Origin of the sequence: Roseovarius sp. M141, assembly GCF_024355225.1 — a bacterium.
Lineage (GTDB): Bacteria > Pseudomonadota > Alphaproteobacteria > Rhodobacterales > Rhodobacteraceae > Roseovarius.
On record NZ_VCNH01000008.1, the window covers coordinates 1,091,242 to 1,115,433 of the forward strand.

The window sequence follows — 24,192 nt, forward strand, 5'->3', positions numbered from 1 at the left end:
ATGAACGCCCATGCAGGCGCGCCGATGCGCGCGCCCTACTACGCCGAAACGGGCAATGAATGCGCCCTGTTCGACGCGGCTCATGAAAACGGTCTGCCCCTTCTTCTGAAGGGGCCGACCGGCTGCGGAAAAACCCGCTTTGTCGAGCATATGGCGGCAAGGTCGGGTCGGCGGCTTTATACCGTGGCCTGCCATGACGACCTGACGGCGGCCGATCTGATCGGGCGCTATCTGCTGCGTGGCGGGGAAACCGAGTGGGTCGACGGCCCGCTGACCCGCGCGGTGCGCGAAGGCGCGATCTGCTACCTCGACGAGGTGGTCGAGGCGCGCAAGGACGTGGCCGTGGTTCTGCACCCGCTGACCGACAACCGCCGTACCCTGATGATCGACCGCACCGGGGAGGAACTGACAGCCCCGCCCGGTTTCATGCTGATCGCCAGCTACAACCCCGGCTATCAGAACGTGCTGAAACGGATGAAGCCATCGACGCGCCAGCGGTTCCTGGCCATCACTTTCGGCTTCCCGGACCCCGAGACCGAGATCGCCGTCATCGCCGAGGAAAGCGGACTGGAGCAGGGCCGAGTCGCGCCGCTGGTACGGCTGGGCGGGCATATCCGCAACCTGTCGGGCATGGATCTGGAAGAGGGTGTATCGACCCGCCTGCTGATCTACGCAGCCACGTTGATGGCTGGCGGCATGGGCGTGGAAAAGGCGCTGGAGGCGGCGGTGATCGAGCCGCTGACCGATGACGACGACGTGCAGACCGCGCTACGCGATCTGGTCGCGACAGTCTACGGATAGGACAGAATGGCACTGCATCCCCTCGACCTGATGGACCCCGAAGAGGCGGTCGGAAATCTCTGGCACGATTACGCCGTGGGGATCGGCGCCGCGCCATCCTATCCCGATCAGGCGGCGTCACTGGATGCAATTCGCCCCAGCCTGACCATGATGTTTCGCGCCCTGGGCGGCCCGCCGGGGGTGGAGATGTGCGAGGCTGCGGCCATCGTCGCGCATCATCGCCGCCCCCATGTGCGCAAGCTGGCGACAGAGCGGGACAAGATCCACCTTGCCGCCTTTGACGGCGAGCGCCTGCGCCTGCCGCCGGTGATCGACGTTTTTGCGTCCCATGCACTGAATCGTGCTGCGTATTTCTGGCTGGTCGCAATGGCAGCGCTTGCCAGTGATGCGGCGCTTGCCGCCGGCGATCTGGACGGGGCCGCGCGCGATCTGGCCATGATCGGCGCGAATGTCGCGGCAGGCCAGCGCGTGCTGGCCACCTGTCCGGGCCTGCGCGAACGCCATGGCGAAATGGTGGCGCATATCCTTGCCACGCGCCCGCGCACCCATTTGCCTGACGCTGAAAAGGCAGTTGAGCAGGCCCTGCGCGCCGGGCTGGCTGGCGGCGATCTGCCTGATCTGGACGCGCCAGAGGGGGCACGCGGCCACATGACATTCGCCCCCGTGCCGATCTGGCTGGATTTCACCGCCGCGGGGCAGGGCGCTGCTGCCGACGACCACGCCGACGCACCGGGCGAAGTGCCCGACGCCGCGCAGATGACCAAGCGCAAGCTGGGCGTGCGCCGCGACCGCGAGCAGGCCAACCGCAAGGACAGCTTTATCCTGCACCGGTTCGAGGCGATCCTGTCATGGGTCGAATCGATGAACCTGAACCGGTCCATTCACGATGATGACGACGAGAACGCGCAGAAGGCGGCCGACGATCAGGACGAGATCACCCTGTCCAAGAATGACCGGCGCGCCGCGACGCGGCTGCGCCTGCATCTGGACCTGTCCCCGGCGGACGCCGATCATGAAAGGCTGTCCGCGCCCGTCACCTATCCCGAATGGAACCACCGCTCGCGCAGCTATATGCCCGACCACTGCCGCGTGCTGGAGGCGGAGGCGGTGCCTGACCCGGCCAATGCTTTTGTCCCCAACGCAAAACGGACCGAGGAGGTGCGCCGCCAGTTCGAAGTGCTGCGCCCCCGCCGCATCCTGCAACCGCGCCAGATAGACGGGTCCGAACTGGATCTGGACGCCGCCATCGCCGCGCAGATCGACCTGCGCGCGACCGGGCGCTGCGACGACCGGGTTTTCCAATCCTCGCGCCAGACCGCGCGCGATCTGACGGTGGCATTCTTGATCGATACGTCCCGCTCGACCGAATCTGTCGTGGGCGATACCAGCGTGATCGACGTGGCGCGCGATGCGCTGGCCGCGCTCGCGGGTGGCATCGACGCGGCGGGTGACAGGCTGGGCATCTGGGGGTTTTCGTCGCTCAGGCGCGACCGGGTGTTCCTGACGCGCTGCAAACGGTTCGATCAGAAGATGAGCCGCGAGGTCACCGATAATATCTGCGCGCTGAAGCCGGGGCACTACACCCGTCTGGGCGCCGCCATCCGCCATGTCAGTGCGCAGTTGGCCGAGGAAACGGCGGCGCGCAAGCTGCTGATCGTGCTGACGGACGGCAAACCGAACGATCTGGACCATTACGAGGGCACGCACGGCATCGAAGACAGCCACATGGCCGTCGCCGAGGCGCGCCGCGCCGGGCACGCGGTGCATGGCATCGTCATCGACGCGGACGGGCAGGACTGGTTCGCCCGCATCTTCGGGCGCGGCGGTTTCCATCTGCTGCCGCGCCCCGAGCGCCTGACCCGCGTGCTGCCCGATATCTACCGAACCCTGACGCAGGAGACCTGACATGTATCGACTGATCGCCCTACTGGCCCTTTTCCTTCCCACCGGTGCGTTGGCCGAAGCGTTCCAGCGGCCCATACCGCAGCCGCAATCGGCAACCGCCGAATGGTGGTTCTTTGCCGCGTCGGTTGCGCTGCTGGCCTCGCTTTTGGCGGTGCATATGCTGGTGCGCCGCCGATGACGACGCGGCACGGCTGGGGCGTGGGGGCGATGACGCTGGTGCTGTACCCGTTCGGGGCAGGCGCGATGGCCATCAACCTCTATTTTGCGGGGCTTATCGCGTCATGGCTGGATCTGGCCGTGATCTCGCCGCGGGCGTCGCTGATCGGCGGCGCGCTGCTGGGCGTGCCGGCGACATGGGCGTTCGCGCGCCATATCCGCGCGCTCATGGACCGCGCCGATGCCGAGGCGGACGCCGCCGGTTAGGCCGCTTGCAGTAGCCACCCGACGGGCAACCATTTGATCTCGGCGAGCGTGACATTGCGCGTCACGCTGCCGCCCGGCCCGGTTTTCTGCGGCGCGATGCCGGTCAGGCCGGGATGGGCCGCCGCGGCTTTCCTCAGTGGGTCGGTCGGCGGACCGTCGGTGGCGGGCAGGGCAAAAACGATGCGCGACGATGATCGCGCTGATGCTGTGCAGCACCCGTCTTGGCCCGGTCGGAAAGGGGCGCAGGTGCGGCGCGGTCAACGCGACAGCACGGTCCGCCATAAATGTTTCGTTAGATTTGCGCATGAGACAGGCCTTTCCTGTCGCCACGCGGTAGAACGGCCTTGCCCTTCCCGCCCTGCCGTTTCATGGATGCAGTCGGCAGGATGCCGCCGATTCCGCTGCGCAGTGGGAAGGCTCGCGCGATTGCATCGCACCTGTCAGGGGTGCAAATCCCGCCGGGGCAAGACGGTAACGAAAAGGAAAGACGCATGAAGCGCATGATCGGCATGGCATTGGTCGCAGCCTTGGGGTGCAGCGGCGCAGCTTTGGCACAAGAGCTGGATGCACCGGGATCGGCGCAGGCGACGGACCCGGCAGATCTGGGCTGGATGCAGGGTTTTCCTGCACCCGTGGACAAGGTGATACGCCTGTCCGACCCCGATTATTTCGCCTTTCCCAAACTGCGCTGGAGCGTTTGCAATTTTCGTCAGTTGATGCCGACCGTCGCCGTGGACAATGGCATCGACGGCGTGCGCGTCTTGCCCGAAGCTATCAAACCCGCGCTTGGGGGGGTGACGTTCACGCCGCTGGGGGGCGGCGATGTCATGACATGGGACGCTGCGTTCGACGCGAACTATACTGACGGCGTGATCGTGCTGCACCATGGCCGCGTCGTCTATGAGCGCTACGACGGCTGTCTGAGCAAGAACACGCTGCATGGCGCGATGGCTGTGACCCAATCGCTGACCGGCCTTCTGGCCGAGATGCTGGTGGCCGAGGGCACGCTGGACGATACCGCGCGCGTCGTCGATCTGATTCCCGAACTGGAAAGTAGCGGCTTTGGCGATGCCACGGTACGGCAGGTGATGGATATGACCACCGCGCTGGACTATTCCGAGGAGTATTCCGATCCGGACGCCGACGTCTGGACCTATGCCGAGGCCGGCAGCCCCCTGCCCAAGCCCGAAGGATACGAGGGCCCGCGCAGCTATTTCGAGTTTCTTCAGACGGTGCAGAAAAACGGCGAGCATGGCGAGGCGTTCGGCGATCGCATGATCAACGCCGATACGCTGGGCTGGTTGATTGCGCGCGCCTCCGGCACGTCCGTGTCCGATCTTTTGTCAGACCGGATCTGGTCCCGCCTCGGCACGCAACGCGAGGCTTTTTATACGCTCGATTCCATCGGCACGCCTTTCGCGGGCGGCGGTTTCAGCGCGACGTTGCGCGATATGGCGCGGCTGGGCCAGATGATGCTGGAGGGTGGCCGGGCAGGCGGCGAACAGATCGTGCCCGAAGGCGTGGTGACGGCAATTGCGCAGGGCGGCGACAAGGATGTCTTTGCCAGGGCGGGGTATGATCTGCTGCCGGGGTGGAGCTATCGGTCGATGTGGTGGGTATCGGGCGATGATCACGGCGCCTATGCGGCGCGCGGCGCGCACGGCCAGACCCTTTGGATCGACCCTGTGGCCGACATGGTGATCGCGCGCTTCGGCTCGCACCCGGTGGCGGCGAATACGGCCAGCGATCCCGCGTCGCTGCCAGCCTACCGCGCGGTGGCGCAGTATCTGATGGCGAATGATGATCTGCCACTGGTAGGCCGCGATTGGCGGATCGAGGATGTCGAAGGTATGGGTGTGATCGATTACAGCCAAGCCACGCTGCGTTTCACGGCAGATGGGTCGCTATCGGGCAGTGCGACCTGCAACCGCCTGATCGGCAGTTATGAGGCCGAGGATGATGCCATCACCATCGCCCCTGTCGGCGTCACAATGATGGCCTGCCCCGAGGCGCTGATGTTGCAGGAGCAGCGTATTCTCGATCTGCTGCCCAAGATCGAACGCTTTATCATCGATGAGACAGGCGCGCTGATCCTGATCGCCGCGGACGGACGTACGATCGCCGCGCGCCGCTGAATACGGCGCGCGCCGCGCCTTTCGCGGGTGTCCATCGCGCGCTGTCGGGTTATATTGGGTCGGGCAAACCCTGCGACTGCCCCGGAGCCTCCATGTCAGAAGAAAAAAAGCGCGCCCTGCGAGACGTCTTTGGCCGCTTCGCCACAGGCGTCACCGTGGTGACAACACGCGAGGCGGGCGGCGCGCCGCGCGGCTTTACCGCCAATTCGTTCAGCTCAGTGTCGCTGGACCCACCGCTGGTGCTGGTGTGCATTGCGCATACCGCTCACAGCGCGCCTGCCTTCCGTGCGGCGCCGCATTTTGGCATCAACATCCTGTGCGAGGATCAAAAGGGTATATCAAACCTCTTTGCCTCGCACGCGGCTGACAAGTTTGAGCAAACGGGTTGGACCGAGGGCGCGCACGGCGTGCCGCTGCTGCCCGATTCGCTGGCAACGCTGGTCTGTGCGCAGCACCGGCTGGTGGATGCCGGCGATCACGTGATCCTGATCGGCGAGGTGCTGGAGACACAGACCCGGGACGCGCCGCCGCTGGGGTATCACCGGGGCAGTTATTTCTCGATCGGGCTGGAGGACAAGCTGACAGGCATGGCCGCGCAGTGCGGCGCCGCCTGCATCGGCGCGATCATCGAAAGGGGCGGCGACGTGTTGCTGCGGCGGGGCGAGAATGGCGGCGTCTGCATTCCGGCGGCCCCGCCCGCCGCCACGTCGCTGGCGGGTCTGACGGCTAACCTGGCCGCGCACGGGCTGAACGCGCAGCTCGACCATCTATATGCGGTGTATGAAGATCCGACAGTGGGCCGCCATGTCATCGTTTACCACGGCACTGTATCGGGCGATGCGCCTGATGGAATGTTCTACTGCGCCCTTGATGACATTCCACTGGACGATGTGGCCAGCCCGGCAGAGCGCGCGACACTGGCGCAATATGCGCAGGAATATCGCCACGGGCAGTTCGGTGTCTATCAGGGCGACGCCGAGCGCGGCACAATCTACCCGGTACCGCAGCGCAACGCACCCAAGGGGTGATGCCGGGGGTACTTTCCCAGCCTTTTTCCCTAAAAGGCTGGGGCCTGCGACCCGTCTGCTTCTTTAAAGCGTTCGCGAAAAGCCTGACGCGCAGCTTTTCGCGAAACGCAGCGCAACATATGAGCGTTGCATGCGTTTCACCGTAACTGAGTACCTCAAGTTTAAGGCGAAACGCTCTGGACCTCAGTAAGAAAATTCGCTGTAGATCAGGCTCAGATCGCCATCCCAGTCGCCATTGTAGCGCGCCAGTAATTCATCCGCCGGGGTCTGACCCGTTTCGATGCTCTCGCGCAGGGCGTTCAGGAAATGTGTCTCATCCGGGATCAGTCCCTCGGCGCCGGGGCGCGCGCGCGCGCGCAGACCCGCCTCGGAGATGTCCAGCACGCGAGCCGCCAGATCGTGCATGTCGATGCCGTCGACGCGTGCCTGCAAAGCGTCGACACTGGCCGCGACGCGCAGCGTCTCGCGTTGCTCGGCCGTCCAGTCCTTGACCAGATCCCAGGCGGCGTCCAAGCTGCTGGAATCATACATGATGCCGGTCCAGAAAGCCGGCAGCGCGCACAGGCGCCGCCACGGGCCACCATCTGCGCCGCGCATTTCCATGAATTTCTTGATCCGCGCCTCGGGAAAGATCGTCGTCAGGTGATCGGCCCAGTCCGACAGCGTGGCAACCTCGCCGGGTAGCGCGGGCAGTTCGCCGCGCATGAAATCACGGAACGACATGCCCAGAGCGTCGATATATTTGCCATCGCGGTAGACAAAATACATCGGCACATCCAGCGCATAGTCGACATAGCGTTCGAACCCCATGCCATCCTCGAACACGAAAGGCAGCATGCCGGTGCGGGCCGCGTCCAGATCGCGCCAGACGCGGGCGCGCCATGATTTGTGGCCGTTCGGCTTGCCCTCGAAGAAGGGCGAGTTGGCAAACAGCGCCGTCGCGACGGGCTGTAACGCCAGCGCCACGCGGAATTTCTTGACCATGTCGGCCTCGGACGCGAAATCGAGGTTCACCTGCACGGTGCAGGTGCGCCGCATCATGACGCGGCCCATCGTGCCGACCTTTTGCATGTAGCTGTCCATCAGCTTGTAGCGGCCCTTGGGCATCAGGGGCATGTCGTCATGCAGCCACTCGGGCGCGGCGCCCAGCCCGATAAAGCCGACGCCGACGCGGTCCGCCACATCCTTGACCTCGCGCAGATGCACGTTGACCTCGTCGCAGGTGCCGTGGATCGTCTCCAGCGGGGCGCCCGACAGTTCCAACTGGCCGCCGGGTTCGAGCGACACGTTCGCGCCGTCCTTTTCCAGCCCGATCAGGTTGCCATCCTCGGTGACGGGGGACCAGCCGTGGGCGTCGCGCAGGCCCTCAAGCACCGCCAGAACGCTGCGCGTCCCGTGATAGGGGATGGGCTTGTGCGTGTCCTTGCAATAGCCGAATTTCTCGTGCTCGGTGCCGATGCGCCAATCCGCTTTGGGCTTGTTGCCGTCTTCGAGATATTCGGCCAGCTGGCTGTGATGCTCGATCGGCCCGCCGCCGGATTGGGGAATGGACATGGCTTGGCCTCCGCTAGGTTGATTTTCAGTAGGTGGCGCGGGGGCAGGGGGCTGTCAACCCGCGAAAGATGTCAGGTCAGGCGCAGATGGGCCGGTTTGGTGCCCGGTTTTTGCCACAGCAGGATGCGCCCCGGCGCCGTGCGGCGCATTTCGGCAAGCATCTGTTCGGTCCGCATGCCCGGCAGCGCGGCAAAGACATCGAACAGCGCGTCGGCGCCGCTGGCCGTCAGCGGGATCATCACATCGGGTTGACCGGGCTGGCTCAGCGCCCAGTGCGCGGGCTTGCCGGTGCGGTCCAGCGCCAGCGAAGTCATTTCCGAGCGCGCGATGACACCGCCGCCCAAAGGGCCGAAATAGCCGATGGCGCCCTCGTCGATGTCTACCACACCGGGGCCGCCCGCCCCGGCGGCAAAGCGCATGCGTTGCAGGGCGGCGACCAGCGATATGGCGCCTGCCAGCGTGATGAACACGCCCAGCCAGAATGTTATCCCAAAGCTGCGCCATGCGATCAGCAGGCCCAGCGCCAACACGGCGAGGCTGATCAGGGCGCCCTGCCAGCGTGTCAGAGCCGCTGCGGCCTCGGACCGCATAAAGCTCATCGCCAATCCCCCAGCCGGGCCTGCCACAGCGTCAGTGCCGCGACAGCCGCCGTATCGGCGCGCAGAATGCGCGGGCCAAGGCGGGTCGCGTGGGCGCAGGGTAGCGCAGCAAGGCGCGCGCGCTCGGGCGCGGAAAAGCCGCCTTCGGGGCCGATCAGGATCGCCCATGGGCCCGAGCCCTGCGCCAGTGCCGCGGTACCCGGGCCGTCTGCCAGCGCCTCGTCGCAGAACAGGATCCGGCGGGCGGGATCCCAGCCGTCCAGCAGCGCGCCCAGCTTTTGTAGATCGTCCACCGGCGGCACATAGGTGCCGCCGCATTGCTCGGCGGCCTCGACCGCGTGCGCTTGCAGCCGGTCCTGCCGGATACGTTCGGAATTGGTGAAATCGGTCTGCACCGGGCAGATGCGTGCGGCGCCCATTTCGGCCGCCTTTTCAACGATGAAATCGGTGCGCGCCTTCTTGATCGGCGCAAACAGCAGCCACAGGTCGGGTGGCAGTTGCAAGGGACGCGTCTGCGAAAGGCAGGCCAGCGTGCCGGCCTTCTTGGTCGCGTGGGCCACCTCGGCCAGCCATTCGCCGTCATGGCCGTTGAACAGCAGCACCTGCGCGCCGATCCCCTGCCGCATCACCCCAAACAGGTAATGCGCCTGCGGCTGCGACAGAGGAACCGTTTGCCCCGGACCCAAGGGCTGCTCTACATACAATCTGATCTTGGCGGTATTCGGGACGTTTTTCATGGCGGGCATCATATGAGCGGCGCAGGGCAGAGACCAGAGGCCGGCATCGTCGCCGACGCGGCGACGGGCAACTGGGTGGATCGGTATGCCCCCGCCAAATGGCGGCCCTATCTGCGGCTGTCCCGCGCGGACCGGCCTATCGGGACGTGGCTGCTGCTGCTGCCCTGCTGGTGGGGGCTGCTGCTGGCGATGCTGCATGACGGGCAGGCGCGGTGGTTCGATCTGTGGATCTTCGCGTCCTGCGGTGCGGGCGCGTTTTTGATGCGCGGCGCGGGCTGTACGTGGAACGACATCACCGACCGCCATATCGACGGCAGCGTTGCGCGCACCGCGTCGCGGCCCATCCCGTCGGGGCAGGTCAGCGTGAAGGGCGCGCTGGCGTGGCTGGTGGCGCAGGCGCTGGTGGCGTTCGGGATTTTGCTGACCTTTCCGGGCATGGCGATTGCGCTGGGCATCCTCGCGCTGGCGCCGGTGGCGATCTACCCCTTTGCCAAGCGGTTTACGTGGTGGCCGCAGGTCTTTCTGGGGATTGCGTTCAACTGGGGCGCGCTGCTGGCGTGGACGGCGCATACCGGGCGGCTGGAATGGCCTGCCGTGGTGCTGTATCTGGCAGGGATTGCGTGGACGCTGTTCTATGACACGATCTATGCCCATCAGGACGCCGAGGATGACGCGCTGATCGGGGTGAAATCGACCGCGCGGCTGTTTGGCGACCAATCGCCGCAATGGCTGCGCTGGTTCCTTGTCGCCACGGTCGTTTTGATGACGGCAGCGGTAATTCTGGCCATGGGTGGCGACGATTCCATGGCGCTGCTGATCGCGCTGCTGGGGCCCTGGGCGCTGAGCCTGCATCTATTGTGGCAACTGACGCGGCTGAATTTGCAAGATACCGGGGCGCTGCTGGTGCTGTTCCGGTCCAACCGTAATGCCGGCCTGCTGCCTCTGCCGTTTTTCGCCATCGCGCTGTTGGTGTGATTGAACTTGGGGGGCTGGGGGCATAAACAAACCTGACCCTTAACAATAACTGGCCCCCCAAAATGCGCCTTTCTGTCATCTTTGCCATTGCCGGAACGTTCCTCATGGCAGCGATGCTGTGCCTTGTCGCCGCCGGGTTTGCGGCGACCGGGATCGAGGATAACGCGCGCAGTTCGGTCCGCAGCGAGCTGGACAAGGAAGGCATGACCTGGGCCGAGGTCGACGCCGATGGGTTGCAGGTGTTTCTGGCCGGAACCGCCCCGACCGAAGCCAAGAGGTTTACCGCGCTGTCCGTCGCAGGGCGCGTCGTGGATGCTACCCGCGTGATCGATCAGATGCTGGTTGAGGATACCGCCGACATCGCGCCGCCCCGCTTTTCGATCGAGATTTTGCGCAATGACAGCGGCATATCCCTGATCGGGCTGGTCCCGGCTGCGATGGATCGCGATGCCCTGCTGGAGCAGATGACGCGTGCTGCGGGCGACGGCGACGTGATCGATCTGCTGGAATCGGCAGACTATCCGGTAGCGGATACGTGGGATGTGGCCATCGACTATGCCATGCGCGCGCTGAACCAGCTGCCGCGCGCCAAGATTTCAGTCGAGGCGGGGCGCGTGGCGATCACCACGATGGCCGACAGCCCCGAGGAAAAGCGCGAGCTGGAGGAAACGCTGAATCGGCGGGTGCCGACCGGTCTGCGGATTTCGCTGGATGTGTCGGCGCCGCGTCCTGTCATCACGCCGTTCACGCTCAGGTTCCTGATCGAGGATGGCGCCGCGCGGTTTGACGCCTGTTCCGTGGATACGCCCGAGGCGCAGCGCATGATCCTTGCCGCCGCGCGCGCGGCCGGGCTGGAGGGCGCGGCCGAGTGCACAATCGGCCTGGGCGTGCCGACGCCCGCATGGGGCCGGGCCGCCGCGCTGGCCATCGGCGCAGTGGCCGAGCTGGGCGGCGGCAGCGTGACATTTGCCGATGCCGACATTTCCCTGATCGCGGCCCAAGGCACGCCCGAGGGCCGGTTTGACGACATCGTCGGCGGGCTGGAAAGCGACCTGCCCGATGTCTTTGCCCTGCATTCCGTATTGCCGCCGCCTGATGTCGAAGGCGCGCCGACGATTCCCGAATTCGTCGCCAGCCTGTCGCCCGATGGGGTGGTGGAGTTGCGCGGCAGAGTCGGTAGCCAGCGTCTGCGCGAGACGGTCGACAGCTTTGCCAAGGCGCGGTTCCGGTCTGGCAGCGTTCATACCAAGGCGCGGGTGGTCGACGGGCTGCCGCTGGACTGGCCGGTGCGGGTTCTGACCGGGCTGGAGGCGCTGGGCTTCCTTGCCAATGGTGCCGTCGTTATCAGACCGGACACCCTGACAATCACCGGCCTGACCGGCCGCAAGGATGCGAGCGCGCAGATTGCCGGTCTTTTGGCCGCCAAATTGGGCGAGGGGGCGCAATTCGATATCGACGTCACCTACAAGGTGGCGCTGGACCCGATCGCAGGTTTGCCCACCCCCGAGGAATGCATCGCCCAGATCGCCACCATTCAGGAAACCCGCAAGATCAATTTCGAGCCGGGTTCGCCCAATTTCGACGAGAACGGCGCGTCGATCATGAATGACATCGCCGATGTTCTGAGCAAATGCGGTGAGATCCAGATCGAAATTGGCGGACATACCGATAGCCAGGGCCGCGAGACGATGAACGAGGAACTGAGCCAGAAACGCGCCAATGCCGTTCTGGACGCGCTGCGCGCCCGGCGCGTGCTGACGTCAAACTATAACGCCAAGGGCTATGGCGAAAGCCAACCCATCGCCGGAAACGACACCGAAGAGGGCCGCGAGGCCAACCGCCGGATCGAATTCAAGCAGGCCACCGCACCCGAACCTGCACCGGATTCGGACGGATCGGGGCTTGAAAGCCTCGAGCAAGAGGGGCAGGAAGGCACGGCAGAGGACGAGGGGACAGAGGGCGTGCCAGTTGAACAGGACTGAATTCATCATCGTCACGGCGATCATCCTATTCGTTGCCTTCGCGCTGGGCTGGTTTGCCAACTGGCTGGTGCATCGCTTTATCCGCGTGTCGTCGTCCGATGTGGGCGAGCTGGACCGCATGGCGCAGGAGCTGCACGAGGCCGAAGAGACCCGCGATCAGGCCATCACCTATCTGCAACAGCGCGAGGCCGAGCTGACCAATCAGCTGAGCCAGACCGAAGCCGAACTGAGCGCGACCATGGACGGCCTGCGTGAGGCCCGTCAGGACGCCGAGCAACTGCGCGCCCATATCGAGCGGGCGGGGTAGACCAAAGGCGTTTGATCCCACGGTTTGATGGTGCGATTCCTTCTCAGGAAGGAGAGGAAGCGCTATGGGGCACGTTCGTCACCGCAGTGCCAAAACCCCTACAAATTGAAGTGTTAACACGGCCGTAACGCCTGATCTGCTACCCCTTTCATCGGGTGAGTTGAAAAGGTGGTGGAGATGAGCGCGCTAGGCAACGCGGCGCCGGTCATCATCAAGAGAAAGAAGGTAATCGCTGCCGGCGGTCATCATGGGGGTGCCTGGAAGGTCGCCTATGCGGATTTTGTCACTGCGATGATGGCCTTCTTCCTGTTGATGTGGCTGTTGAACGCGACAACGGAAAAACAACGCAAGGGTCTGGCTGATTATTTCAGCCCGACAGTGCCGATCAGCCGTATCTCGGGCGGTGGCGAAGGGAATTTTGGCGGCGAAAGCGTCTATGCCGAAGACATATTGTCCAATGACGGCACTGGCGCGTCCCGCCGCCATGCAACAGAATTGCGGCAGGCACGTGGCGAAACCGGCATCGATTCGCAGGCAGATCAGGATCTGCAGAAGCTCAGGCAGGCGATCGACAGCGCGCTGCGCGGCACCAACGGCGAAAGCACGATTTCGCCCAAGCTGCAGCGGCATATAATCACGCGCGTCACGGACGAGGGCCTGCTGATCGAATTGTTCGACGTTGCAGATGCCGGACTGTTCGAGCAGGGCCAGGATCAGCCTACGGAGGTGCTGGTTCAGTTGGCGGCCATGCTGGGCGATATGTCGAATCTGGTGACGAATAGTGTCGCTGTCGAAGGGCATATCCGCGCCGCGCCGATCATTCTCAAGAACAACCCGGTCTGGGATCTATCGACGGCCCGCGCCCAGCGGATGCGTATCATGCTGTCCGGCAGCGGGCTGGATCCGGGCCGCATAAGCCGCGTAACTGGTCATGCCGACCGCGATCCCGCGGTGGATGACCCGATGGCCGTGCGGAATAATCGCTTGGAAGTCATCTATTTGCGCAAGGGTATTTGACGGGTGTCGCCCGGTCTGTGCCACGCGCCGCTGGCAAAGATCGGATTTACATTGGATTTTATCTGTTAGCGCGATGTTAAAGGACCGGGCGTATGTCTGGTGCCTGATGACAGTCGATGCAGCAGAAAGGCGTATCAATGACAATCTCTTCTTCGCTAAATGCCGGTGTGGCGGCGCTCAGCGCCAATGCGACGCGCCTTGCAGCCATTTCCGACAATATCGCGAACTCGGCGACCTATGGCTATAAACGGGTTGAAACCGATTTTCAGTCCATGGTGATCAGTGGCAACGGCGGAAGTTATTCGGCCGGCGGTGTGCGGTCCATGACCCAGCGGCTGATTGATCAGGGCGGATCGTTGATCACGACGTCGAACCCCACCGATCTGGCCGTGCGTGGCCGCGGTATGCTGCCCGTCACGCGCGCCAGCCAGATAGAGGCCGGGAACGGGGGCAGCCAGATGCTGCTGACGACCACCGGATCGTTCCGCACGGATGCCGATGGTTTTCTCAAGACGGATAGTGGCCTTGTTCTGATGGGGTGGCCTGCAAATTCCGATGGGACGATCCCCAATTTCCCCCGCGATACAGCCGATGGGCTGGAGCCGGTTCAGATCAATACGAATCAACTGATTGGCGAGCCGACGACAGCCATAAATCTGGGCCTGAATCTGCCTGCAACGGATACCAACGCGGGTTCGGACGGCACGCCGCAGCAGCTGAAGGTCGAATATTTTGACAATCTGGGCAAATCCGAAAATGTGCAGGTGGACTTCACCCCGACCGTTCCGGGGGCCGGCAATTCCAACGAATGGACGATGACGCTGACGGATTCGGCGCAGGCCGGCGCAATTATCGGTGAGTATACGCTCTCCTTCGATGATGGCCGGACGTCTGGTGGCACCTTACTGAATGTAGCCACCGGTGCCGTTGGCGGAACATATGATGCTGCCACCGGGTCGGTCATCGTCAATGTCGCGGGTGGCCCGATGGAGGTGAGCATCGGCGCGTTGGGCGCAGCGGACGGGCTGACCCAATTGGGCAGCACGTTTGCCCCGCTGCCGGTTTCCAAGAACGGCTCGCCCGTCGGCAACATGATGTCGGCCGAGGTTGATGAAAACGGCTTTGTTCACGCCTCCTTTGACACAGGGGTTACGCGGATCATCTATCAGGTGCCGCTGGTTGACCTCCCCAATCCGAACGGGATGGTGTCGCTGGATCAGCAGACCTACACGCCATCCCCGGACAGCGGAGCATTCTTCCTGTGGGATGCGGGCGACGGACCGACCGGCGACGTCGTCGCCTTCGCGCGTCAGGAAAGCGCGACCGACGTCGCTGGCGAGTTGACCGACATGATCCAGACGCAGCGCGCCTATTCCTCCAACGCCAAGGTCATCCAGACCGTCGACGAGATGTTGCAGGAAACCACCAACATCAAGCGCTGATCTAACGGCGCCCCAGGCGGGCAGCACCATGCCCGCGCTCCACCTTGACCGAAAGGCACCCAGATGAGCATCACCTCTGCCTTGTCCAGTGCGCTGAGCGGTTTGACCGCTAACGCCCGCGCCGCCAGCGTTGTATCGTCAAACTTGGCGAACATTCAGACGGACGGGTACGGCCGCCGCGATATAACGCTGAGCCAGGACCGCCACGGCGGCGTGCGCGTGGTGGGTATTTCACGTCATGTGGATGCGGGGGTGCTGTCGGAGCGACGCATGGCCGATGGTGCCCTGTCGCACAGCGAAACCCGCGCGGAATTCCTGAAGTCGGTTCAGTCGGTTGTCGGCACACCGGACCAGCCCGGATCGTTGTCGGCGCGCATTGCCGCACTTGAGGCGGCGCTCGTCTCGGCGGCAAGCCGTCCGGACGCGAATGATCGATTGCAGGCGGTATCGTTGCGTGCGGCGGAGCTGACCCAAGGGTTCAATGCGGCCTCCTCTGCAATTCAGGATCAAAGGATGGCCTCGGAAGAGAGCATTTCGACCGCCGTGCGAAGCCTGAACGTCGATCTTGCGCAGGTCCGCGACCTTAACGTGCAGATACAGGCCGCGCAGCGCGGCGGCGGCGACAGTTCGGGGTTGCTGGATCATCGCCAAGTGGTGGTCGACCGGATCGCTGACCTTATCCCGGTCCGCGAGGTTCCCCGCGGGGACGGCGCTGTCGCCCTGATGACGCCGCGCGGCGCGCTATTGGTCGACGGATCGGCTGTTGGACTGGAGTTCACGCGCAGCAACGTTGTCGTGCCACATATGACGCTGGAAGGCGGGCTGTTGTCGGGTATTTCCATTGAGGGTCAGGATGTCACGCCCGGCGGACCCGGTAGCCCGATTGGCGGTGGGCGCCTGTCAGCGCTGTTCGAGATACGCGATACGCTGGCGATTGACGCACAAAGCCAGATCGACGCTGTGGCGAGGGATGTCATTGAACGATTCCAGGACCCGTCATTTGATGCGACGCGCGCGCCCGGCGCTGCAGGATTGTTTACTGATCAGGGAGCGGCCTTTGACGCGGCGGATGAAATCGGTATCGCCGGTCGCATGGATCTGAACAATCTGGTGGACGTGCGCGCCGACAACGAGGTCTGGCGCCTGCGCGATGGTCTGGGGGCAGCAGCACCGGGGGCGACCGGCGATGCCACCCTTCTGGGGGCGATGTCAGAAGTGCTGTCATCTCGAAATCTACTGGTGTCTGGCCCTGCTGGCGCGGGCGCAGGCACCGCGGCCCAGCATGTGAACCGTTTGGTATCGCATCTGGCCCAATCGGCCCAGGCGGAGGATCGTACAACCAGCTTTGCCGCCGTCCGTCAGTCCGAATTGCAGATGCGTCTTCTGGGTGATGGGGTCAATTCTGACGCCGAAACACAGAGATTATTGCTGATTGAGCAGGCTTACGGCGCCAATGCGCGCATGATCAGTACGCTGGACGAGATGATGCAAACCCTTCTGAGGATCTGATTCATGAGCTTTCACGCGATAGGCGATCTTGCGCAATACATGAACACGCGGCGGCACAGTGCCAATCTGCAATCGCGGATTGGTCAGCTGACCCAAGAACTGTCCACTGGCAGGACATCTGATGTGACACGCAGCCTGAATGCCAGCTTTGGTCATCTGGCCGATGTGGAGCATCAAATCACCCTTAACTCAGCCTTTAAAACGGCGGCGACCGAGGCATCGGTTCAGGCGGGGGCGATGCAATCCGTGCTTGATATGGTTCAGAAGCAAGTGACTGACATTTCCGGTACGGCCATGTTGGCTGGAAATGGGATGGACGGCCCGGCTCTTGCTGCTGCGGCGGCGACAGCGCGTGGCGGTCTGGACAGCATGGTTGCGGCCTTGAACACTGGCGTTGCGGGGCGGCCCGTTTTCGGTGGAACCGGTTTGGATAACGCGCCGCTGATCAGCGGCGCCGATATGATGAACGCCGTTCTTGCCGCAGTGTCCCCGGCGGGCGATGCGGCGTCCGTTATCGCCGCGCTTGACGCATTTTTTGACACGCCCGGCGGCGGCTTTGACACGGAGGTCTACGTTGGCGGGGACCAGAATTTCTCTGCGTTTCAGTTAGGGGGCGGCGAATCGGTGCAGCTGTCGATCCGGGCCGATGACGACGCTTTGAAAGCTGTGCTGAAGGATACGGTCATGGCTGCATTGGCGGGTGAATCTTCTCTATCTTTGAACCATGGCGAACGGTCGTCTTTGCTGCAAAAGGCCGGCAATTCAATGCTGTCGACTGTCGACGGGGTGAGTCGGATCAGATCGGACCTCGGCGTCGCCGAAGCCCGGATCGACCAGTCCGTCGCGCGCATTGGTGCCGAAAGAACAAGTCTGTCCATGGTGCGAAACGAACTGATGTCTGTCGATCCATTCGAGACGGCGACGGCGCTTGAGCAGGCTCAGCTTCAGCTTGAAACGATTTATACGCTCACCGCGCGAACATCGCGCCTGAACCTGGTGAATTTCCTTTGATATATCTTTATCGTCTCATATTGGGGGCCTTGGCGATAAGCCTGCTGGGCGCCGGTTTTGCCTCGGCGACCCAGATCCGGATCAAGGACCTTGTCGAATTCGACGGCGTGCGGGGAAACGACCTGATCGGGTATGGTCTGGTGGTTGGTTTGAACGGAACCGGAGATGGGCTCAGAAACGCGCCTTTTACCGAAGAAATCATGTCGAACATACTCGAACGGCTGGGCGTCAACGTCGCCGGCGAGCAGTTCCGCCCGAAGAACGTCGCCGCTGTCCTGGTCACGGCCACCCTTCCGCCCTTTGCACGGGCCGGGGGGCAGATTGATGTAACGGTGTCGGCAATCGGGGATGCTGATAGCCTGCTCGGCGGTACCCTCGTCATGACGCCTTTGAACGCAGCCGACGGTCAGATTTATGCGGTGTCACAGGGGACAATCATCGCCGGCGGGGCCGCCGCCAAGGGCGATGCGGCGACCGTGGTTCAGGGGGTTCCGACATCGGGGACGATTCCGGCCGGCGCACGCGTCGAAAGGGAGATCGCATTTGAGCTCGACTCGCTGGACTCGCTGCGTCTCGCCCTGCGGGAGCCCGATTTCACGACCGCCGTGCGCATCGAATCCGTCATCAACGGAAGTTTTGGCCGTGCCGTCGCAATCATGTTGGACAGCGGCACCGTGCGTCTGGATATCGCACGAACGCGCATGACATCACCGGCCCACGCCCTGGCCCGGATCGAGAATCTTCTGGTCGAACCGGAACAAAAGGCGCGGGTTGTCGTCGATCAGCGATCAGGCACCATCGTCATGGGGCAGGATGTGCGGATCAGTCGCATCGCGGTTTCCCAAGGCAATCTGACCCTGCGCGTACAGGAGGCGCCGATCGTCGTGCAGCCCAATCCTTTTGCCGAGGGAGAGACGATGGTCGTTCCGCGTACGAATGTCGACATTGAGGAAGAGCCGGGTATCGGCCTGGCAGAGGTGCCGCCAGGCACCACCCTGTCCGAAGTCGTGGCCGGCCTGAACGCGCTGGGAGTCGCGCCGCGGGACATGATCGACATCTTGAAAAGTATCAAGGCCGCCGGAGCGCTGCACGCCGAGTTTGTGGTGCGTTAATGGTCTTTGTCGGTGACTGGCCGTCATTGTCCCTCCAAGCGCACCCCTTGACGTGAAGCCAGCGAGGGATCGGTACTATTGCTCAGCGGAGCAAGGTGTCCGGTGCTCCGTAGAGTGAAACGGTGTGATTTGTGTTGAATGAAATAGTATAGCGCTTGATGTTCAAGAGCTTACAAGGAGAATTGGAAGGGCTTGGGCAGTTGCAGGAGGTGCCGGCCCCTGTCTGAATCGGTTTCACAAGGTTTTCTCGATCAGGAACGTCCGTTAGCACTGTGCCTTTCCCCTTTTTTAAATTCTTGGTGCGATTGGTCGAATATTGTGCGTGACGAGGAGGTTGTTGCCCGTCCTTGCGGGCATCCCCACCTGCGAGGTCTTGGTATCCCAGGGCGCTGGTTGACGCTGCCCGAGATTACGCGCTCGCTACGATTCCCAATTCCATGACCAAGGCGATGCGCGCCGACGCTGCGGCCCCGAAGCGCCGCCAAAACCGCAATTCTTTTCTGAATGTCGCTCTCGACATGAAGGGTGGCAGGGATGCCGTGCCTGTTCGTGTGGCCGCCGCAGGACCGTTGCGCGGCCGACATAGGCTATCGAATTCGTCGATGCCGCTCAGGCGGGGAGATACACCTTTTCGACGCTATATCATGTCCCGTATCGCAAGGTGAGGACAGCGGCGCGTAGATGGATGAGCCGCGCGGGCATTTTCTATTTCGCATGGAAAAGCCAGAGGCGTAGCGCTGGCGCCTGAATCGGGCTTTGCGGCTGCGCCATGTCAGGGACAGCAGGCGTGACCTCAATCGATATGGGCGATATGGCGAGGTTTGCATGGCCTCGCGGCGCTTAGCGGCTGCGCGTCAGTTCCAGGAACACATCCTGAAGATCGGCCTGTTCGGTCCGCACGTCGCGGATGCGGATGCCTGCATCGCGCACGGCTTCCAGCACATCTTCGGCGCTGATTTGCCCGGCGCTGTAGTTGAGCGCCAGCGCGCCGCCCTCACGGCGGGTGACGTCGATGCCGGTCTTTTTGGGCAGGGCCGTAACCTCGCCCTCCGGCACGATGATCATGCTGCGCGTGTCCAGCCGGGCCAACAGGTTCGACGTGCTGTCGCGTGCGACGACCTCGCCGTGGTTGATGATGGCGATCTGGTCGCACATCTCCTGGGCCTCTTCCAAGTAATGTGTCGTCAGGATGATCGTCATGCCCTGGGCGTTCAGTTGGCGCACGTTTTCCCACAGCATCTGGCGCAGTTCGATGTCGACGCCTGCCGTCGGCTCGTCCAGAACCAGAACATGGGGGCGGTGGACCAGCGCCTTGGCCAACAGAAGGCGGCGGCGCATCCCGCCCGATAGCGTGCGCGCATAGGCGCTTGCCTTGTCCTCGAGGCCGACAAGGCTGAGGATCTCATCGCTGCGGCGCTGGGATTTCGGCACGCCATACAGCCCGGCCTGGACCTCAAGCGCCGCACGCGGGGTGAAGAAGGGATCAAGGTTCAGCTCTTGGGGCATGACACCGATAGCGGCCCGGCTTTGACGCGGGTTCACGTCCTGATCAAAACCCCAGATTTTGACCTTGCCGCTGGTTTTCAGCACCAGCCCGGCCAGAATGTTGATCAGCGTCGATTTGCCCGCGCCGTTTGGGCCGAGCAGGCCAAAGACCGAACCGGCCGGAATGTCCAGATCGACGCCTTTCAGCGCCTCTTTTTCGGGGGCGCCGCGGCTTCCTGCGTAGGTCTTGCGCAGGTCGCGAATCTCGATTGCATTGGCCGCCATGGTCCCCTTGCCCCTGCCTTGTCATTCCATCATAAACGTGAGGTAATCGAGATGCCTGCAAAAGGAAACGCCCAGATGGTGACCAAAGCGCCCGAAATCCGGATCGTTGATGACTATCGCATTTGCTGTGACGGCAGCGGGCCGGGTCTGGGCCATCCGCGTGTCTGGCTGCAAATTCCGCAGGATCGTGGCTGGGTCGAGTGCGGTTATTGTGATTGCAGGATGATCCACCGCGATTTTGAAGGCAAGGTCTAGACCTTGCCGCTTCCGCTGGCGGCGCCGGCGGGATTTGGGTATTTGGCCCAAGAAAAACGCTGAACCGTGTCAGGAGGCAATCCCATGTCATTCGGAAAAGGGTGCCATCTGCATCTGATCGACGGCTCGGCCTTTATATTTCGTGCGTATCACGCGCTGCCGCCGCTGATGCGTAAATCCGACGGGCTGCCCATCGGGGCGGTGTCGGGATTTTGCAACATGCTGCAACGCTATGTCGAGGGCAATAACGGGCCTGATGCACCGACGCATGTGGCGGTGATTTTCGACAAGGGCAGCCACACGTTCCGCAATGATCTGTTCCCCGAATACAAGGCCAACCGCGAGGCGATGCCCGAGGATCTGCGCCCCCAGATTCCGCTGACGCGGCGCGCGACCGAGGCGTTCAATATCGCCTGCAAGGAGGTCGAGGGGTATGAGGCCGATGACATCATCGCCACGCTGTCGATGCAGGCGCGCGATGCAGGCGGACGCGTGACGATCATCAGTTCGGACAAGGATATGATGCAGCTGGTCGGCGGCGGCGTCGAAATGCTGGACGCGATGAAGAACCGCCGGATCGATGTCGAGGGCGTCGAAGAGAAGTTCGGCGTTGGGCCGGATCGTGTGGTCGATGTTCAGGCGCTGGCCGGGGATTCGGTGGATAACGTGCCCGGCGCGCCGGGCATCGGGATCAAAACGGCGGCACTGCTGATCAACGAATATGGCGATCTGGATACGCTGCTGGCGCGGGCGAGCGAGATCAAGCAGCCAAAGCGGCGTCAGACGCTGATCGACCACGCTGACCAGATCCGCCTGTCGCGCCAACTTGTGCAGCTGGATTGCGCAATGCCCCTTGATTTCGGGCTGGACGATCTGGAAGTGCGCGATCCTGACCCCGATGTGTTGCTGGGGTTTCTGGCCGAGATGGAGTTTCGCACCCTGACCAAGCGCATTGCCGACGCGATGCACGCCGAGCCGCCTGAGATCGACGACACGCCGCAGGACGCGCCGGATGCGGACGCGCCCAAGATGCCGGGTTTCGATGTCGCGACCTATGAGCATGTTCAGGATATGGCGGCGCTTCAGCCTTGGATCGACCGCATCCGCGCGCGCGGCTATGTCGCGGTGGACACAGAGACGACTTCGCTCAACGAAATGCAGGCCGAACTGGTCGGCATATCGCTGTGTATCGAGCCGGGGCATGCCTGCTACATCCCGCTGGCGCATAAGGGCGAGGGGGAAGGCGATCTTTTCGGTGGCGCTGCGCTGGCCGAGGGGCAGATGCCTGCCGAGGACGCGATTGCCGCCTTGAAGCCGGTGCTTGAGGATCCGAGTATCCTCAAGATCGGCCAGAACATGAAGTATGACGCCAAGATCTTGGCGCGGCGGGGCATCGAGATCGCCCCATTCGACGACACGATGCTGATCTCCTACGCGCTACATGCGGGCCTTCACGGTCACGGCATGGACGCGCTGAGCGAGCGGTATCTGAATCACACGCCGATCCCGATCAAGACGCTGCTGGGCGGCGGCAAATCGGCCATCACCTTTGACCGTGTGCCGGTGGAGGACGCCGTCAAATACGCCGCCGAGGATGCGGATATCACCCTGCGGCTCTGGGCGGTGTTGAAGCCGCAGCTGCACGTCGCGCAGGTGACCCGTGTTTACGAGACGCTGGAGCGTCCCTTGGTCCCGGTGCTGGCGCATATGGAGCGCAGCGGGATCAAGGTGGACCGCGATACGCTCAGCCGTATGTCGGGCGCCTTTGCGCAGAAGATGGCCGCGCTGGAGGAGGAGATTCACCAGCTTGCGGGCCGTAAATTCAACGTGGGGTCGCCCAAGCAGCTGGGCGAGATCTTGTTTGACGAGATGTCGCTGGAGGGTGGCAAACGTGGCAAGACGGGTGCCTACGCCACCGGCGCCGACGTGCTGGAGGATCTGGCGACCGAGCATGAGCTGCCCGCCCGCGTGCTGGACTGGCGCCAGATATCCAAGCTGAAATCGACCTATACAGACGCGCTTCAGGATCATATCGATCCCGATACGGGCCGCGTGCATACGTCCTATATGCAGGCGGGGGCCAGCACGGGGCGGTTGGCCTCGAGCGATCCGAACCTGCAAAATATCCCTGTGCGCAGCGAAGAGGGCCGGCGCATTCGCGAGGCGTTTGTCGCGCCCGAGGGCAAGGTTCTGGTCAGCCTCGATTACAGCCAGATCGAGCTGCGGATTCTGGCGCATGTGGCCGATATTGAGGCGCTGAAGCAGGCGTTTCGCGACGGGCAGGACATTCACGCGATGACCGCCTCCGAGATGTTCGGCGTGGCGATGGAGGATATGACACCGGACATCCGCCGTCAGGCCAAGGCGATCAATTTCGGCGTGATCTACGGCATCTCCGGCTTCGGCCTTGCGCGCAATCTGCGCATCCCCCGCAGCGAGGCGCAGGGCTTCATCGACCGCTATTTCGAGCGGTTTCCCGGCATCCGCGCCTATATGGACGACACGGTCGCCTTCGCCAAAGAGCATGGCTTCGTCCAGACGCTTTTTGGCCGCAGAATACACACGCCAGAAATCGCCGCCAAAGGGCCGCGTTCAGGGTTTGCCAAGCGCGCCGCGATCAACGCGCCCATCCAGGGTACCGCCGCCGACGTCATCCGACGCGCCATGATTCGCATGCCGGATGCGATTGCGGGACTGCCCTGCAAGATGCTGTTGCAAGTGCATGACGAACTTCTCTTTGAGGTCGAGGAGGGCGCTGTGGACGCCGTCATCACGGCGGCCCGCGACGTGATGGAGGGCGCGGCCGAGCCGGTGGTCAAGCTGTCGGTGCCCCTGACTGTCGAGGCAGGGCAGGGCGCCAACTGGGCCAAGGCGCATTGAAACGGTTCCTCATCTTGCAGCTTCGCCCCGAGGCTGACGCCTCGGACGCCGAATATGCCGCGTTTCTGAAGAAGGGCGGGCTGGAGAAAACGCGTGCCCACCGTATCCGGCTGGAACGCGACGAGCTGCCCGAGGCGCTCGATCCCGCCGATTATGCAGGGGTGATCGTCGGCGGTGGCCCCGGCTGCGTCAGTGATGCGCCGGATAAGAAAAGCGACGAACACGCCCGGATCGAGGCCGCTGTCATGTCGCTGATGCCACGCATCGCCGAGGGCGACATTCCCTTTCTTGGGTGCTGCTACGGCATCGGTATCCTGGGCAAGCATCTGAGCGCCGCAGTCGGCAAAGACCAGTATGGCGAGCCTGTCGGCGTTGCCGACTGCATCCTGACGGAGGCGGGTCGCGCCGATCCGCTGCTGGCTGGCGTACCGGATCGCTTTGGCGCCTTTGTCGGCCACAAGGAGGCGCTGGAAGAGCTGCCGACGGGCTGCGCGCATCTGGTCGCGGCGCCCAGTTGTCCGTTTCAGATGATGCGCTATCGCAGCAACGTCTACGCCACGCAGTTTCATCCCGAGGCGGACGCGCGCGTTTTCGAAGAGCGGATCGAGATCTACAAGCATCACGGCTATTTCCCGCCCGAAACCGCAGAGGATCTGATCACCATGTGCCGCGCTGCGGATGTACATGCACCCGAGCGCATCCTGCGCAATTTTGTCCAGCGCTACAGCTGATCCGCATACGCAAGTGTAG

21 protein-coding genes are annotated in these 24,192 nt (G+C 63.3%); 17 read left to right on the forward strand and 4 right to left on the reverse strand.

Annotated features, from left to right (window positions below; all coding sequences use genetic code 11):
• The 6 genes from FGD77_RS09430 to FGD77_RS09455 all read left to right on the forward strand — a co-directional run bounded on the left by FGD77_RS09430 (position 1) and on the right by FGD77_RS09455 (position 6,292).
• Positions 1-801: a CbbQ/NirQ/NorQ/GpvN family protein gene (locus FGD77_RS09430; protein ID WP_303626364.1), complete on the forward strand. Its 801-nt coding sequence runs from the start codon at positions 1-3 to the stop codon at positions 799-801.
• Between the two features lie 6 nt (positions 802-807).
• Complete coding sequence (locus tag FGD77_RS09435; protein WP_255008868.1) at positions 808-2,706, forward strand: VWA domain-containing protein; 1,899 nt, start codon at positions 808-810, stop codon at positions 2,704-2,706.
• Between the two features lies 1 nt (position 2,707).
• Positions 2,708-2,884 carry a hypothetical protein gene (locus tag FGD77_RS09440; protein WP_255008869.1) on the forward strand — a complete coding sequence of 59 codons (177 nt, stop codon included), beginning with the start codon at positions 2,708-2,710 and terminating at the stop codon, positions 2,882-2,884.
• A complete protein-coding gene (locus tag FGD77_RS09445) occupies positions 2,881-3,129 on the forward strand; it encodes an NnrT protein (RefSeq protein ID WP_255008871.1) in 249 nt (82 codons plus the stop codon). Before FGD77_RS09440 ends, FGD77_RS09445 begins: the two co-directional genes overlap by 4 nt.
• Before the next feature lie 491 nt (positions 3,130-3,620).
• Positions 3,621-5,264 carry a serine hydrolase gene (locus FGD77_RS09450; protein WP_255008873.1) on the forward strand — a complete coding sequence of 548 codons (1,644 nt, stop codon included), beginning with the start codon at positions 3,621-3,623 and terminating at the stop codon, positions 5,262-5,264.
• Between the two features lie 92 nt (positions 5,265-5,356).
• Positions 5,357-6,292 carry a flavin reductase family protein gene (locus tag FGD77_RS09455; protein WP_255008875.1) on the forward strand — a complete coding sequence of 312 codons (936 nt, stop codon included), beginning with the start codon at positions 5,357-5,359 and terminating at the stop codon, positions 6,290-6,292.
• A gap of 183 nt (positions 6,293-6,475) precedes the next feature.
• On the opposite strand, the gene FGD77_RS09460 is transcribed toward FGD77_RS09455, so the two are convergent.
• From FGD77_RS09460 to FGD77_RS09470, 3 genes are all read right to left on the reverse strand, one after another.
• Entirely contained in the window at positions 6,476-7,846 is a 1,371-nt protein-coding gene (locus FGD77_RS09460; protein ID WP_255008877.1) for a glutamate--cysteine ligase, read from the reverse strand.
• A 71-nt stretch (positions 7,847-7,917) separates the two neighbouring features.
• Positions 7,918-8,445: a hypothetical protein gene (locus FGD77_RS09465; protein WP_255008879.1), complete on the reverse strand. Its 528-nt coding sequence runs from the start codon at positions 8,443-8,445 to the stop codon at positions 7,918-7,920.
• Complete coding sequence (locus FGD77_RS09470) at positions 8,442-9,182, reverse strand: 16S rRNA (uracil(1498)-N(3))-methyltransferase (RefSeq protein WP_255008881.1); 741 nt, start codon at positions 9,180-9,182, stop codon at positions 8,442-8,444. The genes FGD77_RS09465 and FGD77_RS09470 overlap by 4 nt, the downstream gene beginning before the upstream one ends.
• 12 nt (positions 9,183-9,194) lie before the next feature.
• Here FGD77_RS09470 and ubiA point away from each other — a divergent pair, with 12 nt between their 5' ends.
• From ubiA to FGD77_RS09510, 8 genes are all read left to right on the forward strand, one after another.
• On the forward strand, positions 9,195-10,157 hold the full coding sequence (ubiA, locus tag FGD77_RS09475; protein ID WP_255008884.1) for a 4-hydroxybenzoate octaprenyltransferase: 963 nt from the start codon (positions 9,195-9,197) through the stop codon (positions 10,155-10,157).
• 62 nt (positions 10,158-10,219) lie between these two features.
• Positions 10,220-12,139, forward strand: a complete 1,920-nt coding sequence (locus tag FGD77_RS09480) for an OmpA family protein (RefSeq protein ID WP_255008885.1) — start codon at positions 10,220-10,222, stop codon at positions 12,137-12,139.
• Positions 12,126-12,446, forward strand: a complete 321-nt coding sequence (locus FGD77_RS09485) for a hypothetical protein (RefSeq protein ID WP_255008887.1) — start codon at positions 12,126-12,128, stop codon at positions 12,444-12,446. Before FGD77_RS09480 ends, FGD77_RS09485 begins: the two co-directional genes overlap by 14 nt.
• A 177-nt stretch (positions 12,447-12,623) precedes the next feature.
• Positions 12,624-13,463 carry a flagellar motor protein MotB gene (locus tag FGD77_RS09490; protein WP_255008890.1) on the forward strand — a complete coding sequence of 280 codons (840 nt, stop codon included), beginning with the start codon at positions 12,624-12,626 and terminating at the stop codon, positions 13,461-13,463.
• 137 nt (positions 13,464-13,600) lie between these two features.
• Positions 13,601-14,905: a flagellar hook protein FlgE gene (locus tag FGD77_RS09495; RefSeq protein WP_255008892.1), complete on the forward strand. Its 1,305-nt coding sequence runs from the start codon at positions 13,601-13,603 to the stop codon at positions 14,903-14,905.
• A gap of 63 nt (positions 14,906-14,968) precedes the next feature.
• On the forward strand, positions 14,969-16,414 hold the full coding sequence (gene flgK, locus FGD77_RS09500; protein WP_255008894.1) for a flagellar hook-associated protein FlgK: 1,446 nt from the start codon (positions 14,969-14,971) through the stop codon (positions 16,412-16,414).
• Between the two features lie 3 nt (positions 16,415-16,417).
• A complete protein-coding gene (locus FGD77_RS09505; RefSeq protein ID WP_255008896.1) occupies positions 16,418-17,425 on the forward strand; it encodes a flagellin in 1,008 nt (335 codons plus the stop codon).
• A 17-nt stretch (positions 17,426-17,442) separates the two neighbouring features.
• Positions 17,443-18,537: a flagellar basal body P-ring protein FlgI gene (locus FGD77_RS09510; protein WP_255014168.1), complete on the forward strand. Its 1,095-nt coding sequence runs from the start codon at positions 17,443-17,445 to the stop codon at positions 18,535-18,537.
• Between the two features lie 840 nt (positions 18,538-19,377).
• Here FGD77_RS09510 and FGD77_RS09515 read toward each other — a convergent pair.
• Positions 19,378-20,307, reverse strand: a complete 930-nt coding sequence (locus FGD77_RS09515; RefSeq protein ID WP_255008898.1) for an ABC transporter ATP-binding protein — start codon at positions 20,305-20,307, stop codon at positions 19,378-19,380.
• A 75-nt stretch (positions 20,308-20,382) separates the two neighbouring features.
• On the opposite strand from FGD77_RS09515, the gene FGD77_RS09520 reads away from it, so the two are divergent.
• The 3 genes from FGD77_RS09520 (at position 20,383) to FGD77_RS09530 (ending at position 24,173) form a co-directional block, all read left to right on the forward strand.
• Positions 20,383-20,562 (forward strand): zinc-finger domain-containing protein, encoded by a 180-nt coding sequence (locus FGD77_RS09520; RefSeq protein ID WP_255008899.1) that lies wholly within the window; start codon positions 20,383-20,385, stop codon positions 20,560-20,562.
• 84 nt (positions 20,563-20,646) lie between these two features.
• Positions 20,647-23,442 carry a DNA polymerase I gene (gene polA / locus FGD77_RS09525; protein WP_255008900.1) on the forward strand — a complete coding sequence of 932 codons (2,796 nt, stop codon included), beginning with the start codon at positions 20,647-20,649 and terminating at the stop codon, positions 23,440-23,442.
• Positions 23,439-24,173 carry a glutamine amidotransferase gene (locus FGD77_RS09530; RefSeq protein ID WP_255008901.1) on the forward strand — a complete coding sequence of 245 codons (735 nt, stop codon included), beginning with the start codon at positions 23,439-23,441 and terminating at the stop codon, positions 24,171-24,173. The genes polA and FGD77_RS09530 overlap by 4 nt, the downstream gene beginning before the upstream one ends.
• Positions 24,174-24,192: the final 19 nt, after the last annotated feature.